10 protein-coding genes are annotated in these 15560 nt (G+C 59.7%); 6 read left to right on the plus strand and 4 right to left on the minus strand.

The window, feature by feature from the left end:
• Positions 1 to 247 precede the first annotated feature (247 nt).
• From T8S45_RS10440 to T8S45_RS10450, 3 genes are read right to left on the minus strand one after another with little or no spacing between them, the layout of a single operon-like run.
• Positions 248 to 1600: a sensor histidine kinase gene (locus T8S45_RS10440; protein ID WP_322293685.1), complete on the minus strand. Its 1353-nt coding sequence runs from the start codon at positions 1598 to 1600 to the stop codon at positions 248 to 250.
• Entirely contained in the window at positions 1593 to 2267 is a 675-nt protein-coding gene (locus T8S45_RS10445; RefSeq protein WP_322293686.1) for a response regulator transcription factor, read from the minus strand. The genes T8S45_RS10440 and T8S45_RS10445 overlap by 8 nt, the downstream gene beginning before the upstream one ends.
• A 60-nt stretch (positions 2268 to 2327) precedes the next feature.
• The gene (locus tag T8S45_RS10450) at positions 2328 to 2726 is read right to left on the minus strand and encodes a PepSY domain-containing protein (protein WP_322293687.1); all 399 of its coding nucleotides are present in this window, start codon (positions 2724 to 2726) and stop codon (positions 2328 to 2330) included.
• A gap of 208 nt (positions 2727 to 2934) precedes the next feature.
• On the opposite strand from T8S45_RS10450, the gene T8S45_RS10455 reads away from it, so the two are divergent.
• The 6 genes from T8S45_RS10455 to T8S45_RS10480 all read left to right on the plus strand — a co-directional run bounded on the left by T8S45_RS10455 (position 2935) and on the right by T8S45_RS10480 (position 12483).
• A complete protein-coding gene (locus T8S45_RS10455) occupies positions 2935 to 4311 on the plus strand; it encodes a TolC family protein (RefSeq protein ID WP_322293688.1) in 1377 nt (458 codons plus the stop codon).
• A complete protein-coding gene (locus tag T8S45_RS10460) occupies positions 4308 to 5381 on the plus strand; it encodes an efflux RND transporter periplasmic adaptor subunit (RefSeq protein WP_322293689.1) in 1074 nt (357 codons plus the stop codon). The genes T8S45_RS10455 and T8S45_RS10460 overlap by 4 nt, the downstream gene beginning before the upstream one ends.
• Positions 5382 to 5385: 4 nt before the next feature.
• Positions 5386 to 8451, plus strand: a complete 3066-nt coding sequence (locus T8S45_RS10465) for an efflux RND transporter permease subunit (protein ID WP_322293690.1) — start codon at positions 5386 to 5388, stop codon at positions 8449 to 8451.
• Between the two features lie 512 nt (positions 8452 to 8963).
• Entirely contained in the window at positions 8964 to 10958 is a 1995-nt protein-coding gene (locus tag T8S45_RS10470; RefSeq protein ID WP_322295222.1) for a conjugal transfer protein TraG, read from the plus strand.
• Positions 10955 to 11425: a CopG family transcriptional regulator gene (locus T8S45_RS10475; protein ID WP_322293691.1), complete on the plus strand. Its 471-nt coding sequence runs from the start codon at positions 10955 to 10957 to the stop codon at positions 11423 to 11425. The genes T8S45_RS10470 and T8S45_RS10475 overlap by 4 nt, the downstream gene beginning before the upstream one ends.
• A gap of 134 nt (positions 11426 to 11559) precedes the next feature.
• Positions 11560 to 12483 (plus strand): HEPN domain-containing protein, encoded by a 924-nt coding sequence (locus T8S45_RS10480; RefSeq protein ID WP_322293692.1) that lies wholly within the window; start codon positions 11560 to 11562, stop codon positions 12481 to 12483.
• A 23-nt stretch (positions 12484 to 12506) separates the two neighbouring features.
• Here T8S45_RS10480 and T8S45_RS10485 read toward each other — a convergent pair whose 3' ends face one another.
• Positions 12507 to 15461, minus strand: coding sequence for a tetratricopeptide repeat protein (locus tag T8S45_RS10485; RefSeq protein WP_322293693.1), 2955 nt, complete (start codon positions 15459 to 15461; stop codon positions 12507 to 12509).
• Between the last annotated feature and the right edge of the window lie 99 nt (positions 15462 to 15560).

Genomic DNA, 15560 nt, shown 5'->3' on the forward strand with positions numbered 1-15560 from the left:
AGGTTGCCTATGACTCGGACATGCAAGTCAAGCGATCTGGGCGGATTGTCTAGTTGATATGATTTATCGAACCCAAAGCTTCCTCAGCAAGGTGGGATGCTGACCGGTGGCGTTTAGATACTCGCACGTAAGAACGAGCATTTGGCCGATGATGAGAGTGGTGTCGCAAGGAGTTTGTCCCCTTTCGGCAAGATGTTGAGAACGACCGCCTATCGATCGACCCGAGCTCGGCAAGCAGGTCATATACCTATTTCGCTGGTCGTATCTCCAGTGCCAACCCAGCTTCCTTCGCAATCGTGATCTCCCACTCATGTGCATCAGCTACTGCTTTCACCAATGCAAGACCAAGACCGCTGCCACGTGTGGTTCGGGATGCGTCGGCACGATAGAAGCGGTCGAAAATGTGGGGTCGATGCTCCGGATCGATTCCCGGGCCACTGTCAGTGACCTTGGCCATCCAATCATGGCCGCGTCCCTCTAGGGTTACGCGAACAATTGTTCCGCGAGGCGTGTGGACCACCGCATTGTCGATGAGGTTGGAGAACATCTGCTGCACAAGCGCGCGATCGCCGAACGCTTCTATGCCTGGCTGAATATGCGCTTCAAGCTCTCGACCACCATCGGCCATGGCAGGACGATATGTGTCGGCAAGGTCTGTCAGCATGGCTGAAAGATCGAAACGCAGAAAATGCTTCTGCAGCCCGCCACCCTCGATCTGTGCGATCCTCAGCATCGAACCGAACATGTCGAGCATAGTCCGCGATTCATCGAGAGCACTGTCCACAAGGGCGTTGGCAGAAGCGGGATCATCTTCAACCTGAGCCTCTTCCAGCTTGCGTTGAAGGCGCCCTAAAGGCGTGCGCATGTCATGCGCGATGTCATTTGTGACCTGGCGGATCGCCCCCATAACGCTTTCCAGTTGTGCCAGCATACGGTTCAGCTGCGCGGACAGCAGGTCGATCTCGTCCCGTCTCGCGCTGACCGGCATACGCTGGGCCATATCTCCGCCCATCACTTTTGCCGCCACATTGTTCAGGCCATCAATCCGGCGGAAATTGCGCAGGGCGATCCACCAGCCCAGCAGGAATGAAAGGAGGATGGCGAGGCCGGTTGCTACTAGCCCTGCCTGCAGCAATGCCTCGCGCAATTCGCTGACCTGTTCGTCTTCCTGCCCGACGAAGACATAACCGCCGCCGCGACCCTTCATACCAAAGCCGATGATTCCGGAATCGTCGAGCCGCTCTCCATCGACAAAGCCGCTATGGACCTGATCCGCTGAAAGGACATCGGCTCCGATGATATGTTGCCGCGGTACAAGATCGGCGATCAGCGCCTTGCCTTCGGCATTTTCGACATAGCGAAAGAGCTCTTCCTGCGCGGGGACAATATGCGATAGCTCTTCTGCATCGTCATCTTCCTCCAGCGCTTGCTCCAGCGTGCGTGCGCGTGCTTCGACCGAAGCAGAAATCTGATGTTCTATTGTTGATGTTGCGACTTCATATACAAGCGCCAGCAAGAGCATTGTCAGCCCTACGAACAGCACGCCGGACAGCATGGCGGTGCGAAACGCGCCAGAGCGCCAAAAGCTGGCGTTACCCATCGATAATGTATCCCGCGCCGCGCACAGTGCGAATGGCGGACTTGTCGAATCCATCGTCCAGCTTCGACCGCAGGCGGCTGATATGGGTTTCGACGATGCTGGTCGCCGGATCGAAGTGGAAACCCCACACGCCTTCCAGCAGCATGGTGCGGGTGACGATCTGCCCGGCGTTGTTCAGCAGAAACTCCAGCAGCCGAAATTCCTGCGGTTGCAGAGTGATCGGCTTGCCGTTGCGGGTGACCGTCCGGGAAAGCAGATCCATTTTTAGATCACCCGCTGACAACTCCGTCTGTGTATTGGCGGTCTGACGCGGCCTGCGGCCAAGCGCCATCACCCTTGCCGCGAGCTCTGAAAAGGCGAAGGGTTTGACGAGGTAATCATCGCCGCCCGCCTCCAAACCATCCACTCGGTCCGACACGCCATTTAGGGCAGTCAGGAAAAGCGCTGGCGTCATAGTTTCCATCGAGCGAAGCCCGCGAATGATGCTGAGGCCGTCCATCCCGGGCAGCATCCGGTCGAGCACCAGCACATCATAAGGCTCGCTGCCCGCCATCATGAAGGCTTCACGGCCGTCGCCCGTGGCATCCACGACATGGCCCAGTTCGCGCAGGCCATTGGCCACGAACTGGGCGGTTTCGATATCGTCTTCGGCTACAAGTATCTTCATGTCGGTTTGGCTTTAGCAGGTAAGAAGCGGCGGGCCGCAACCCGCCGCTTCCTTGTGCGATCAGTCGTCGTCCTGTTCGCCATTTTCAATGCCCTCATCGTCCGCCTGGACGGAGAGGACCTTGCCGGATGTGCCGTCGATTTTCACTTCCTGCTCATCCGCACCCGAGCCGGCGCTGACCTCCCAGGCGGGATTCGCCGCTTCATCGTCAAGCTCGACTTCGGCGACCTTCAGGCCGGTGTGTTCCGCTGCGATCCGTGCAGCATCGCTGGCCGTGATTGTCGCGCTGGCAAGCATCCGCGCCTCAGCGGCATTTTCCTGCGCTTCGGACTGTTCGGTCTCGGCGCCATTCATGCCAAGGCTTTCAGCGTTGGCAACGCCTGCTGCGCCGAGACCGCCGAGTGCCGCGACACTCAGTATGGCAGCGATTAGTTTGTTCTTCGTGGTCATAGTCTTCATTTTTCAGCTCCTTCACTCGATCCGTGAATGGACCGTGAGCTTCTTATCGCAGTGCCCAGATTGCTGCGGGCATTCGGTCCGAATACAATTTCGTAAGAATAGATTGGGGACACTGAGCTAAACATACAATTCGGTAAGGTTGGGAAGCGGACTGGACCCGATAGGAAATCTGCCCTTAAAACCTTGAACGAGCTGATGGAGGGCAATTTTGAAGCAGCGCAATGCAATACGAAATCGATGCAGCGCGCTTGTCTCCCTGATTGCCCTTGGCTCGTTGTCGGCATGCGCGACTTATCAGCCGCAACCGCTTGATACGTCTGCCGCTATTCTCGCCACAGCGCCGAAAGGGCTGGTGCAGGATGCGGCACTGATCGAGCGCCCGTTTCTGGCAGGCAAGCCGGTCGATGTTTTGCAGCCGCTGGATCGCGATGCGCTGGGCCTCATCGCATTGCTCTATAATCCCGATCTGATCGCCTTGCGCAAGCAGACGGGCGTGGCCGAAGCGCAATTGCTCGATGCGCGGCTGATACCCGATCCCTCAGTCGGTCTTTCGGCAGATCGGGTGATTTCCGGTCCTGCGACGGCAATGCCCGGCACGATTGCAGCGCAGATCGCGCAGGACATCAACAGCCTGCGCAGCCGTGGCGCGCGGATGGATGCGGCGCAGGAGGGGCTCAATCAGGTTCGGCTCGATCTGGCATGGGCAGAATGGCAGGTGGTCGAGCAGGTGCGTCTGCTGGGGGTGCGGGTTTCCTATCTGCAACGGATTGCGGAATTGGCGGAGTCCAATCGTGCGGAAGCGGAGGACTTGCTTGGGCGGACCCTGCGTGCCGCCGGGCGCGGAGACATTCCGCCAGACCAGTTGCAGGCAGCGCGGATCGCCGCACTGGATGCGGCAGACAGAGCCTACACCGCACAAATCGATCTGACCGGGGCGCAGCAGGATTTGCGGCGTCAATTGGGTGTGCCGCCAGATTTTACGGTCGAACTGGCGATGCCAGAAGCTGCTCCCGCCGCTCCTCACCTGATCGAAATAACCGATGCCGCGATAGCAGAACGACTTGATCTTGCCGCACTCCGCGCAGGCTATGCCTCGCAAGAGGCGAATGTGCGGCAGGCGATCATCAACCAGTTTCCATCGCTCAATCTGGGTTTCAGCGTCACGCGCGATTCCAGCGACAATGGCATCATCGGCGCGCTGCTCGATTTCACCCTGCCATTGTGGAACCGCAATCGCGGGCAAATCGCCATCGAGCGGGCCACGCGGGAAGCATTGCGCGCCGAGTATGATGCGCGTTTGTTTGCCGTGCGTGCCGATCTGGCGCAATCGCTGGCGCTGATTGGCGACTTGCAGCGAGAGAAAGCGCGGCTCTCAGCCGAAATCGCTCCGCTCCGGCAATTCTCGGACGCCACGGCCAGAGCGGCAGGTCGAGGCGATCTGCCACTCGCCACCGCCATGACAGCCCGCCAATCGCTGCGAGATAAGCAGTTGCTGCTCGCCAGCGTGCAGCAGAGCCTTGCCGAACAATATATCGCCCTGGAACTCGCCAGCGGGATTCCCTGGCAGAACTGGAACCGCCCATGACCGTCATAAGAACTTCAACCCGAACGATGCTTGCGGCCATGGCGCTGGCTGTTGCGGGATGTTCTCAATCCCAGCCCACGCAGCAAGCCGATCCGGTGGTGTCGGTAGAAACAGCAACGGCGCAACTGGGCAATCTGGCGAAGACCGTAACCGTATACGGCACCGTCTCTGCCGATGCTGCCGGGCAACGTGCATTGGTCGCGCCGGTCGATGCCATTGTCGATCGCATCTACGCCCCGTTCGGTTCCTATGTTCGGAGAGGCGCGCCGGTTGTGAGCCTACGCCCCAGCCCACAAACCATGGCCAGTATCGCGCAGGCAACCGCCACCGCCAATCAAGCCAACGAGGCTCTGGCCCGTGCCAAGCGGCTTCGTGCAGACGGGCTGATGAGCGATGCAGACGTGGAACAGGCGCAGGCCAGCGCCACTTCTGCCAATGCGACGGTGCGAAGCCTGCGCGGCCAGAGCACTACGCTGCGCGCACCAATTGGCGGTTCGGTGACTCAACTCGATTATTCTACAGGCGATCTTGTCCCTGCCGGAACGGCCGTGGCCCGCCTTACCGCCGATTCCGATGTGCGCGGGCAGTTTGGGATCGATCCGGTACTGGCCCGTCACGTGCGCGTGGGTGACACCATCCGCATCCTTGGCTCCGAAGGCAGCGCAGATTTCTCCGTGCGCGTGAATGCCGTCGATCCCGTTGTCGACCCGACCACACGATTGGCCTCTGTTTTCGCCACGATACCCGCACAGACCGAGATCGCTCCGGGCGAGCCGTTACGGGGCGAAATCGTGGTTTCGAGCGACCCCAACGCCATCCTGATCCCATATGCTGCACTGCTCGATGATGCTGGCCAGCCCTATGTCTTCACCGTCACCAAGGGCGTGGCCAAACGCGTGGATGTGACGGTTGCTGCACGTGATGGCGACAATGTCGGTATCGCCAGCGGACTTGCTGTGGGCGATGTTGTCGTCGTGAAAGGCGCTGCTGCAGTGAGCGACGGTTCTAAGGTTACAACAGCCAAGCCGTCTCCCGCTCCGACGCCTTCCGCTACCGCATCGGGTAACTGATCGGATGGCGAAGTCTGCGCGTTCCCCGATCAGCAAGCATGGCTCGGCGATCCTGCTGGCAGTGGCGCTTCTTACCATCGCCGGTGTCATGTCGGGATGGCGGCTGCCGGTCAGCCTGTTTCCGTTCATCGATTACCCTCGCGTCGTCGTATCGGTTGACGCGGGCGAACGCGATGCGGCTACAATGGCCGCTTCGATCACGCGCCCGGTTGAAATCGCTCTGCGCGCCGTACCCGGAGCAAAGAGCGTGCGCTCGACCACCAGTCGCGGATCGGCCGAAGTGGCGGTCGATTTCGCCTGGGGGCAGGACATGGTCGCCGCCACGCTGGAAACGGAAGCGGCGCTGGCCTCCATTCTGCCCGACCTGCCACAAGGCGCACGGTTCGACGTGCGCCGTTCTGATCCAACTATCTTCCCGGTCTATGGCATCGCGCTGACATCGGACAGTCTCTCGCCTGCCGATTTGCGGCAACTTGCGGAACTCAAGCTGCTGCCATCGCTGATCTCGGTCGACGGGGTTGCTGGGGTCGATATCCTTGGTTCTTCCCCGCGAGAATTTGCGGTCAACCTCGATCCGGCCCGGCTTGGCGCGCTGGGCCTGACGCTGGACGATGTCAGCAAATCGCTCGCCGCGCAGAACGCCGTCAATGGCGTGGGTCGCCTGACCGACCAGCACCAGCTGTTCCTGGTGCTGGTGGATGACCGGTTGACCTCCATCGCCGATCTGGAGGACACGCCCGTCACAGTGGGCGGTCAGACGGGGCCGGGCGTGGTGCGGCTGGGCGATATTGCCGATATCTCCAGTTCGCTCGAACCGAGCTACACTCTGGTCAACAGCGGCGGGCAGAGCGCGGTGCTGCTGAATGTGCGGCAGGCCTTGCAGGGCGATACCGTCAAGATCGTGAAGGATGTGCAGCAGAGGCTGGACCAGTCGGGCCTTCCCCCTTCGGTAAAGGTCACCCCGTTTTACGACCAGTCCGAACTCGTGTCAGGCGCGGCCAATGCGGTGCGCGATGCCATTCTGATCGGGGCGCTGCTGGCGGGTCTGGTCTTGTTTGTGTTTCTTCGATCATGGCGGTTGATGGTTCTGACCGGCCTGTTGCTCCCTGCCGTGCTGGCGGCCGCCTGCGTTGCGCTGGAATTGCTGGGCCTTGGCTTCAACATGATGACGCTGGGCGGCATGGCAGCGGCTGTGGGTCTGGTGATCGACGATGCCGTGGTCGTGCTCGAACACATGATGCGCCGGATGCAGGAGAAGAACTCGACCGATGAGCAGCATCTGCTGGGGGCGGCGGCGGAAATGGGCCGCCCGCTGCTCGGCTCGACCTTCGCGACAATCGTTGTCTTCATCCCGCTCGCCTTCATCAGCGGCGTAACCGGAGGTTTCTTCAAGTCGCTGGCGATCACGATGGTTGCCTGCCTTGTGGTTTCACTGCTCTATGCTCGTTTTGCCATCCCGCTGCTGGCTGCGCGCTGGCTGACCGAGAAGGACGCCGAGCAGGTCGAGAAGGGCGAGAAGGTCATGAACCCGCTCATCCGCGCCTACGATCGGTCCGGCGGCAAGGCACTGGCGCGCCCCGGCCTCACCGTGCTGCTGGTGGGCGGCGTGCTGGGGGTGCTCGGTTATCTCTCATGGTCGCACGTCCCCTCCGGCTTCATGCCCGCAATGGACGAGGGCGGCTTCATCCTCGACTATCGCGCACCGCCGGGAACCGCGCTCGACGATACCGACCAGATGCTGCGTCAGGTCGAAACGATAATCTCCTCCACACCCGAAGTGGCCAGCTATTCGCGGCGCACCGGCATCCAGCTGGGCGGCGGGCTGACCGAGGCGTCGGAAGGCGATTACTTCGTGCGCCTGAACGGCGGCAGCCGCCGCAATATCCACGCGGTGATGAGCGAAATCCGCGACAAGGTCGCACAGCAGGTTCCGGCGCTGGAGGTCGAAACGGCGCAGTTGATGGAAGACTTGATCGGCGATCTCACGGATGTGCCGCAGCCGATCGAGGTCAAGCTGTTTTCCAACGATGAAACCCAGCTGGAAGCGGCGGCGAAGCAAGTCGGCAGTACATTGTCAGGCATTCAGGGCGTGGTCGAGGTGGTCGATGGGCTGCGCGTTGCCGGCAGCGACATCACCGTGCGGGTGGATCGCGGCGCGGCTGTGCAGGCGGGGCTGGACCCACAGGCCATATCTGATCAGCTTTCTGCCCTGATTGACGGAACTGTCGCCACGCAGATCCGCGATGGCGAGCAACTGGTGGGCGTGCGCGTACGCGGCCCGGAAGACCTGCGCCAGCATATCGCGCAGGTGCAGGATATGGTGCTGCGCGCGCCTGACGGGCATTCGGTCAGGCTGGCGCAGGTCGCCACGGTCGAGGTTGTCGGTGGTGCAAAACAGCTGACGCGCGAACAGCTCGCACCGTTCATCGGAGTGACCGCGCGACTCGAAGGGCGAAGCCTGGGTGCGGCAATGAGCGAGGTGCAGAACAAGGTTCAGGCGCTCAACCTGCCAGCTGGTATCCGTGTGGAATATGGTGGCCTCTATAGCCAGCAGAAGCAGAGCTTCTCTGACCTCGCCATGGTGTTCTCAGCAGCGATCCTGTTGACCCTGCTACTGGTCACGATTCTTTATGGCCGGTTCTATTGGGGCCTTGCTGCGGTCACCACGATCCTGCTGGTGGCATCGTCCAGTCTGCTTGGCCTGTGGATCACAGGCATAGAACTCAATATTTCGGCGCTGATGGGTCTGACGATGGTGGTCGGCATGGTGAGCGAGCTGATTATCTTCTACCTCGCCGAACTACCTTGTGATCGGAAGATCGGCCCTGCCGAACTGCGCGAGGCAGGGGCAAAGCGCCTGCGCCCCATCCTGATGTCGGCACTGATTGCCATCCTTACGCTGCTCCCGCTGGCCATCGGCTTCAGCCGCGGCGCGGGTTTGCAACAACCTTTGGCCACCTCGATCATTTTTGGCTTGCTGGCCGCAGTGCCGCTGGTTCTGCTCTTCCTGCCTGCGATGTTGGCAATGAGAAGCGAGAAGGATAAGGCCTTGGCTAAGGGTTTTGCCTAGGGTCCCACTTTTACTGGGTACTCGCAGACCCAGATCTACCGTACGGCTGGCAGATGATTGCTAGATCTTGGTTTTCTGAGAATATCGTATCAAGCCTTCGATTTTCGAAGATCGCAGAGTGATTAAGAACGTCAATCGTAAATCGAATCTGTTAAACCCCACACACCTGTGATCGGAGATCGAAAGGGCAATGCAATTTGCTCCTCTCAGTTTGGCAATTCCGGCTTTTCTAATTGGGCGCTGAGATTGGCGGTCGTGATAGGAACAAGCGGTCGATCGTTCTGGATCGTGTCGAGGCGAGGCCGGCGTGGGCAGAATGAGGACGGGTTTTGTCTCAAACGTGTAGTCAGACTATCGAAGCTTCTCGATAGAAGGGGGCTTCCACCGTGGCCGGAAACGGGAATGAGTCGTACCCCAAACCTTCTGTTGCTACGCCGCCTTGCGATCCACGAATTCGCACCTTGCATATCGGTGATCCCTACGTCGACCTGCTTTGGCAAAAGGAGGACGGCGTGTCTGCGACGAGAATTTTGTGGGGCCAGATCGTAGCTGTCTTTGCCTTGACGCTTGCAGGCGTCTGGGCGGGCACGCAATGGACGGCACACGCGCTCGGCTATCAGGCGCAATTGGGCGCGCCGTGGTTCAGCTTCTCCGGAGTGCCTGTCTATCCGCCTTATGCCATCTTCTGGTGGTGGTTCAGCTACGAAGCCTATGCGCCTCGCATCTTCGAAACCGGCGGAATGATCGCCGCATCGGGCGGTCTCGTGTCGGTCATGGTTGCGATCGGCATGTCGGTCTGGCGCGCCCGAGAGATCAGGAACAGCGCGACCTATGGCTCGGCGCGCTGGGCGACCCGTTCCGAAATTTCACGCGCGGGCCTTCTGGCAGGCAAGGGCGTCATTATCGGCCAGCATGCCAATCTCTATCTTCGTCACGACGGCCCCGAACATGTGCTCTGCTTCGCACCGACCCGCAGCGGCAAAGGTGTTGGTCTTGTCGTCCCGACGCTGCTGACCTGGCCGCACTCGGCGATCGTCCATGACATCAAAGGTGAGAACTGGGAGCTGACCGCAGGCTTCCGCTCCCGGTTCAGTCGCACGCTTCTGTTCGATCCGACCAATGAGGCGTCGGCAGCCTACAACCCGCTGATGGAAGTGCGACGCGGCATCAACGAGGTGCGCGACGTGCAGAACATCGCCGATGTGCTGGTCGATCCCGAAGGCTCGCTTGAACGGCGCAACCACTGGGAGAAGACCAGCCATGCGCTGCTTGTAGGGGCCATTCTGCATGTGCTTTATGCCGAGCCTGACAAGACGCTTGCCGGGGTGGCGAACTTCCTGTCCGATCCGCGCCGATCAATCGAGGCGACACTGACCGCAATGATGCGCACGCCGCATCTGGGGGAAGACGGCGTCCATCCGGTGGTTGCAAGCGCGGCGAGAGAATTGCTCAACAAGTCGGAGAACGAACGCTCGGGCGTGCTCTCGACCGCCATGTCGTTCCTCGGGCTGTACCGCGATCCGGTTATCGCCAAGGTCACGCGGCATTGCGAATGGCGCATCGCGGACCTCGTAGCACAGGGCCGGCCGGTCACGCTCTATCTCGTCGTCCCGCCGTCAGACATCAGCCGCACCAAGCCGCTCATCCGGCTCATTCTCAACCAGCTCGGAAGACGTCTGACCGAGGACCTGCAGGAAGGTGCCGTTCGCGAGCGGCTTCTCCTTATGCTCGACGAGTTCCCTGCCTTGGGTAGGCTCGACTTTTTCGAAAGCGCGCTCGCCTTCATGGCGGGCTACGGCATCAAGGCCTTTCTGATCGCCCAGTCATTGAATCAGATCGAGAAAGCCTACGGGCAGAACAATGCCGTTCTCGACAATTGCCATGTGCGGGTGTGCTTCGCGACCAATGATGAGCGCACTGCCAAGCGCGTTTCGGAATCGCTCGGGACCGCGACCGAAACCCGGGCGATGCGCAATTATGCCGGACACCGCCTCTCTCCGTGGCTTGGTCACCTGATGGTCTCGCGCTCGGAGACGGCGCGCGCTCTACTGACCCAAGGCGAAATCATGCAGCTGCCCGACACCGACGAAATCGTGTTGCTCGCAGGCGTGCATCCGATCCGTGCCAGAAAAGCGCGCTACTACCGCGACCCCCGGTTCAGCAAACGGGTAGAGCGTCCACCGACGGTCCAAAAGTCGGAGTTTGCGGCGGACGAGAGCGAATGGCACGGGAGACATGTGACCGCGCCTGTGCAATTGAAGAAATCGCTGACCGGGTCTGAAGAGTACGAGGTCGATGATCGCCAGTCCGATGGCGGGATCCGCCAATCGCCTGAATTGCCGGACTACGTAGATGTGGCGCCGCCGCCAGTCGAGATCCCCAACGAATTTGAGTTTGACGACCGAACGGACGACGATCAGGCAAACCGCAATCGCAGAATGGCCGAGCGGATGCAGGCCAATGCGCGGCGCGCTGCGCTCGATCCCGGCGACGGTATCGAGCTATGAGCAAGAGCAACCGTATCAAGCATACCTTCCGCCTGCCGCCAGCCCTTTCCAGGCAGCTTGCAGACTATGCGGGTCGCAAGCGTGTTTCGCAGGCTTCGGTGGTGGAGGCCGCCATCGGCTCTTTTCTCTCTCCCGATGGATCGGAACGCATGGAAGCGGCCTTCAGCCGACGCCTTGATCGCATAAGCCGACAGATCGGCAAGCTCGACTATCATATCGAGGTCGGGAACGAGGCTTTCGCGCTCTATCTGAGGCGATGGCTGGCGGTGACGCCGGCAACTCCGGTCGAGGCCAACGCTGCCGCGCGTGCCGATGTAGAAAAGCGGTTCGACTTCTTCGTCGAAGCGCTCGCGCGGCGCATGGAAACGGGCAGGCATCTCGCTGACGATCTCATTCGCGCGGTCCCGGAACCAGAGCTTGGTGAGGTCGAGAAGACAAACGGAAGCGGCCCAGAGCCTCCGGCGTAGCCCTGACAGAAGCCTTCGATAGTCCGGCGGAGAAATCCAACCAATGGAGGAGAGGGACGCTTTCTTAGGTATGCCGACGCACCTGCAGGAATGCGAGGGTGCAACCATTCCAAGTGCTTGCTAAAGGTCCAGTAATGCGCACCGAACTCGATCACCTGCCTCCGCAAAAGCAACGCGAACTTGAGCGCGTGGTGCAGCTGATTTTCGAAGAATTCGATGATGCCTTTGCCCTGGCGAAGCACGAGTGGAAGAAGGCCGGCCGCATTCTCAAGATCATTCTCTACGGCAGCTATGCGCGCGGCACCTGGGTCGACGAGCCGCATACGGCCAAGGGCTACCAGTCGGACTACGATCTGCTCATCATCGTCAACGACAAGCGGCTGGTCGACCGGGTCAAGTACTGGTCGAAGCTCGATGACCGGCTGATGCGCGAGTACGGCGTGACCAAATCGCTCAAGACGCCGGTCAATTTCATCGTTCACACCCTGCAGGAGGTGAACGACGGTCTCGCGCACGGACGCTATTTCTTTATGGACGTCGCGAAGGACGGGGTCGCGCTTTACCAATCCGATGACACCGAGCTCCACACGCCGAAGCCCAAGACGGCCGGCGAAGCGCTGGCGATGGCGCAAGAGTATTTCGACGAGTGGTTTCCGACAGCGATGCAGCGATATGAGCTATCAAAGGTGGGTCGGGAGCGAGGATTCGTAAAACCCGCATCCTTCGACATGCATCAATCGGCCGAATTTCTATACCATTGCGTGCTGTTGGTCTGCACGTTCTATACACCGCATGTGCATAATCTTGGTTTCCTTCGCACCCAGGCCGAGCGGATCGACCCACGCCTGATCTATGTCTGGCCGCGCGACACGCGCCGCGATCGTGCGCGCTTCGAGAAGCTGAAGGAAGCGTACGTCAAGGCACGATACTCGAAGCATTACCGTATTACCAAGGAAGAGCTCGATTGGCTCGGCGCACAGGTCGAGGAACTCGGCCGGGTCGTCCACGAGGTATGTTCCGAAAGGCTGGCTGAGCTCCAGATAAAGTCCGAAAAATGATCAGGGCTTGAAGCCGAAGTACATCACTCGGTGCTTTTTTCTGGTCGCGGTCGAAATAGCTCCAGCTCGTCATGGACCCCGTCGTCCGCATTCACCATGAACTCGCGGACTCTGGCTCCCGTCAGGCCCTCCACTCCCATCTCGCGTGTAAGGTAGGTGGCGAGCCAGTCTGCTAACCGGAACATATCGCGGGAGCGTGGATCGGGGGAGCAGCAAAACCTCAGCAATTCGTGCACTAACCCGATCTCCGGATCGCCTGTGCTGTCCCGACTGGCTTCAAGCTCCCCAACAAGGAATGCGAGCTGCAACGGAATGTTCAATACGGTGTAGGCGAACCGCTCGTCGAACGAAGCGGCGGCATCGGCGAACGGCACGAGAAGGTCTGTTGCGGTCTGCAAAGCCCAGTCACCCGTCAGGCGCGCCTGGCGCGCGAAGATCCCGAGTGCGACGGTACCGAAAGCCTTGCGAGCGACTACGAAGGCTCGGTTCAGGTCCACAGAACTATCCTGCAGGCACCTGCGAATTTCCCATTCGAGATCCTCGAAACAGGCCTGGAGGCCTTCAGGTTTCCCGGTTCGTACGCTGGGTAGATCTGCGTCGATGAGAGCGAACCCCAGTTCGCCGCTGGCATTGCTGGTGAACTCTTTCATCTCGACCGCGAGGAAAACGGTCAGCGCTTTCGCGTAGTATTCGGTGGCCTGGGCGTGATTGCCCAGATTGCCTTCGCAATTGCCGATCTGATGCAATGTCTGTCCGAGGTTGACCGCTACCGAGGCGCCTCGCTGATGCCGAAGCGCGTGCCGATAGGCATCGGCGGCCTCCTTATATTTCCGCATGGCGAGTTGGGCATCGCCATGCAACTGCAGGGCGGAAGCGAGATCGTTGTGGATCCCTTCGCGGCGTTCTTTCTCCGCTTGTTCGTCGAGTTCATCTCGATCACCCGGCAAAGGCTTATCCAGCTTCCTGCTAGCGGCCTTGAACCTTTCAAAGGCCTCACGTGACAAATTGCTCGCGCGTTCGGGTTCGCCTGCATCGAGCGCCAGCATAGTCTTGGCTATCAGCAGGTCTCCTTCGGCGCCATCGCTCAAAGGGCGACAGGCTTCGACCTTGACAATAACTTCTTCGGCGACTCCGGCAATATCGGCCCCTGACTGTCTAGCGAGGCCAATGAGCATACCTGCGAATGAGGCGGCTCTGTCAGGCCGATTATTAGCGAGCGCAATCCTGGCCGCCTTCAGCATCGCGTGCCCACCCTCCTCGGCCATACGTTGCACAAAGAAATATCTGACCAGCGACGAGCATACCGCTTCTGCTAGCAAGGCCACTTCATCATTTGCCTCCTTCTTGAAGGCTTCGTTTATGAGGTAATTGATATTCGGCATCTCTTCCGAATACCGGGCGACCATGTATCCGACCTCTTCCGCCTCGAGCGACCTGTCCTCGATCACCGACACTATCATCGCAATATCGAGCAGGAGGGACCGTTTGAGTTTATCTGCCCATTCGCGATTTGCCTTAGGCCACCGGTCCGCCACAAAGAGGCGTATAGGTGACAGGCAGTGGATCCGCTCGCGAATGCCAGGATCAGTGGTGTAGATGAGATTCCAGCGACGCAATTGGGCGAGGGCCTCGACCGGCTCCATAATTTCGAAGTTTCCGCGTTCGAGTTGAGCTCGGAAAAGACCGGCTGGAGCCTGAGCGATCACCCAGAGCATGGCCTGCGCCTCGGGCGATAATGCATGGAAGGCGACATCGAGACAGATATCCAGAGAGCTTGTGCGATCGTGTCGTTGACGAGCCGGAAGAGCAATGGCCTGGGAACCGCGCTCGTTCACGAGGTCGATACAATGGCGCACGGATCCGTAGTGCGACGTGATCGCTCCCGCGAGCTGCAATGTGAGCGCATGCCCCTCGCAAAGTTCGAGTAGTTCCTCGAGTTCAGGTCCTTCATCGAAGATGCCTTCATCAAATCCGCTCGCGAGCAACTTGTGACTGTCCGCGCGTCCGAGCGCTCCTGCCACGTGTCGAACGTCGACAGGGGCTCGCACCAGGTTCACTTGTGAGGTGATTACAAACTGGGCTTTTCGAGTTTCCGCATGCAGCTTGCTGAACCTGTCCTCGAAATCTTCTAGATCGTCCAGGTTGCCTCGATCGATGCCATCGAGGATCAAAATCGCCTCGCACTGGTCAAGGCGATGCGCGATATCTTCAAACCCACAAGGCTCGCCGTCGGCGGAAAGCGCAATCCGAAGAGCGTCCAGCACTGCGCTGGAAGACGCGTAGCGCTCCACATCCACCCAGATTGCTTTACGATCCGATCCAAGCTTGTGAAGCGCCTGGAGAACCAATTCGGTCTTGCCGATGCCACCTGGCCCCGAAATTAGAATTGAGCTTCCTGCTACTAGGCTTTGGACGAGTTTATCGACGTCGTTCTCACGACCATAGAACCGAGCCGTGGGGCGGGGAATACGCGTGTGCGTTAAGGTTCCGTCCATCCGTGCGCGGAGATTTGCCCGGGTCGCTTCTACCATCTCCGATTTACGCGCTTTGAGCTGTGCGGTGGTGATCGTGCCTTCCGTATCGTGCCTTCCGTGACAAACTGAGCACAATCGGATGAGATTATGATGGTAGTGCGAGAGGGTCGCAGCCCACGACCCGATATGTGCAGTTTCTATCCGACTGCCGCTTCCACACCACGCGCATTGATTGCGGCTTTCCGCTTTGAGGTGGGCAACAATAGCAGCTGGTATTGATGGACGATCCTTCGCGCTTTTGCTCCAGGGCTGCTGCAAGATGCCGTCGAATGCATCGAGTTCGCTTTCAGCAAAGTGGATCGGGCCGGTGCTCTCCAGGGACCTGAGTGGTCGCGATGTTGCTCGCCCCGGTGCAAAGTTCGGCCGAGCATAAGCGGTCAGGAGTTCCGGCGTGATCCCGAGATGATGCGCAGCTTGAAGCGCTGAAAGGATACGATCAGACATCCGCCGCTGTTTCCAGGCTGGCAAAGAAACTGCCAAGACGACTCAATTCAAGAAGAGCCCAGTTTTGATATCCAATTTTTCTCGCTTTGGTATGTATGG

Origin of the sequence: Pseudoblastomonas marina, assembly GCF_034374265.1 — a bacterium.
Taxonomy (GTDB): Bacteria; Pseudomonadota; Alphaproteobacteria; order Sphingomonadales; family Sphingomonadaceae; genus Alteriqipengyuania_A; species Alteriqipengyuania_A marina.

Coding starts and splice junctions, on each gene's coding strand:
- T8S45_RS10440 (WP_322293685.1), bottom strand. CDS start 1,600: ATGGGTAACGCCAGCTTTTGGCGCTCTGGCGCGTTTCGCACCGCCATG.
- T8S45_RS10445 (WP_322293686.1), bottom strand. CDS start 2,267: ATGAAGATACTTGTAGCCGAAGACGATATCGAAACCGCCCAGTTCGTG.
- T8S45_RS10450 (WP_322293687.1), bottom strand. CDS start 2,726: ATGAAGACTATGACCACGAAGAACAAACTAATCGCTGCCATACTGAGT.
- T8S45_RS10460 (WP_322293689.1), top strand. CDS start 4,308: ATGACCGTCATAAGAACTTCAACCCGAACGATGCTTGCGGCCATGGCG.
- T8S45_RS10465 (WP_322293690.1), top strand. CDS start 5,386: ATGGCGAAGTCTGCGCGTTCCCCGATCAGCAAGCATGGCTCGGCGATC.
- T8S45_RS10475 (WP_322293691.1), top strand. CDS start 10,955: ATGAGCAAGAGCAACCGTATCAAGCATACCTTCCGCCTGCCGCCAGCC.
- T8S45_RS10480 (WP_322293692.1), top strand. CDS start 11,560: ATGCGCACCGAACTCGATCACCTGCCTCCGCAAAAGCAACGCGAACTT.
- T8S45_RS10485 (WP_322293693.1), bottom strand. CDS start 15,461: ATGTCTGATCGTATCCTTTCAGCGCTTCAAGCTGCGCATCATCTCGGG.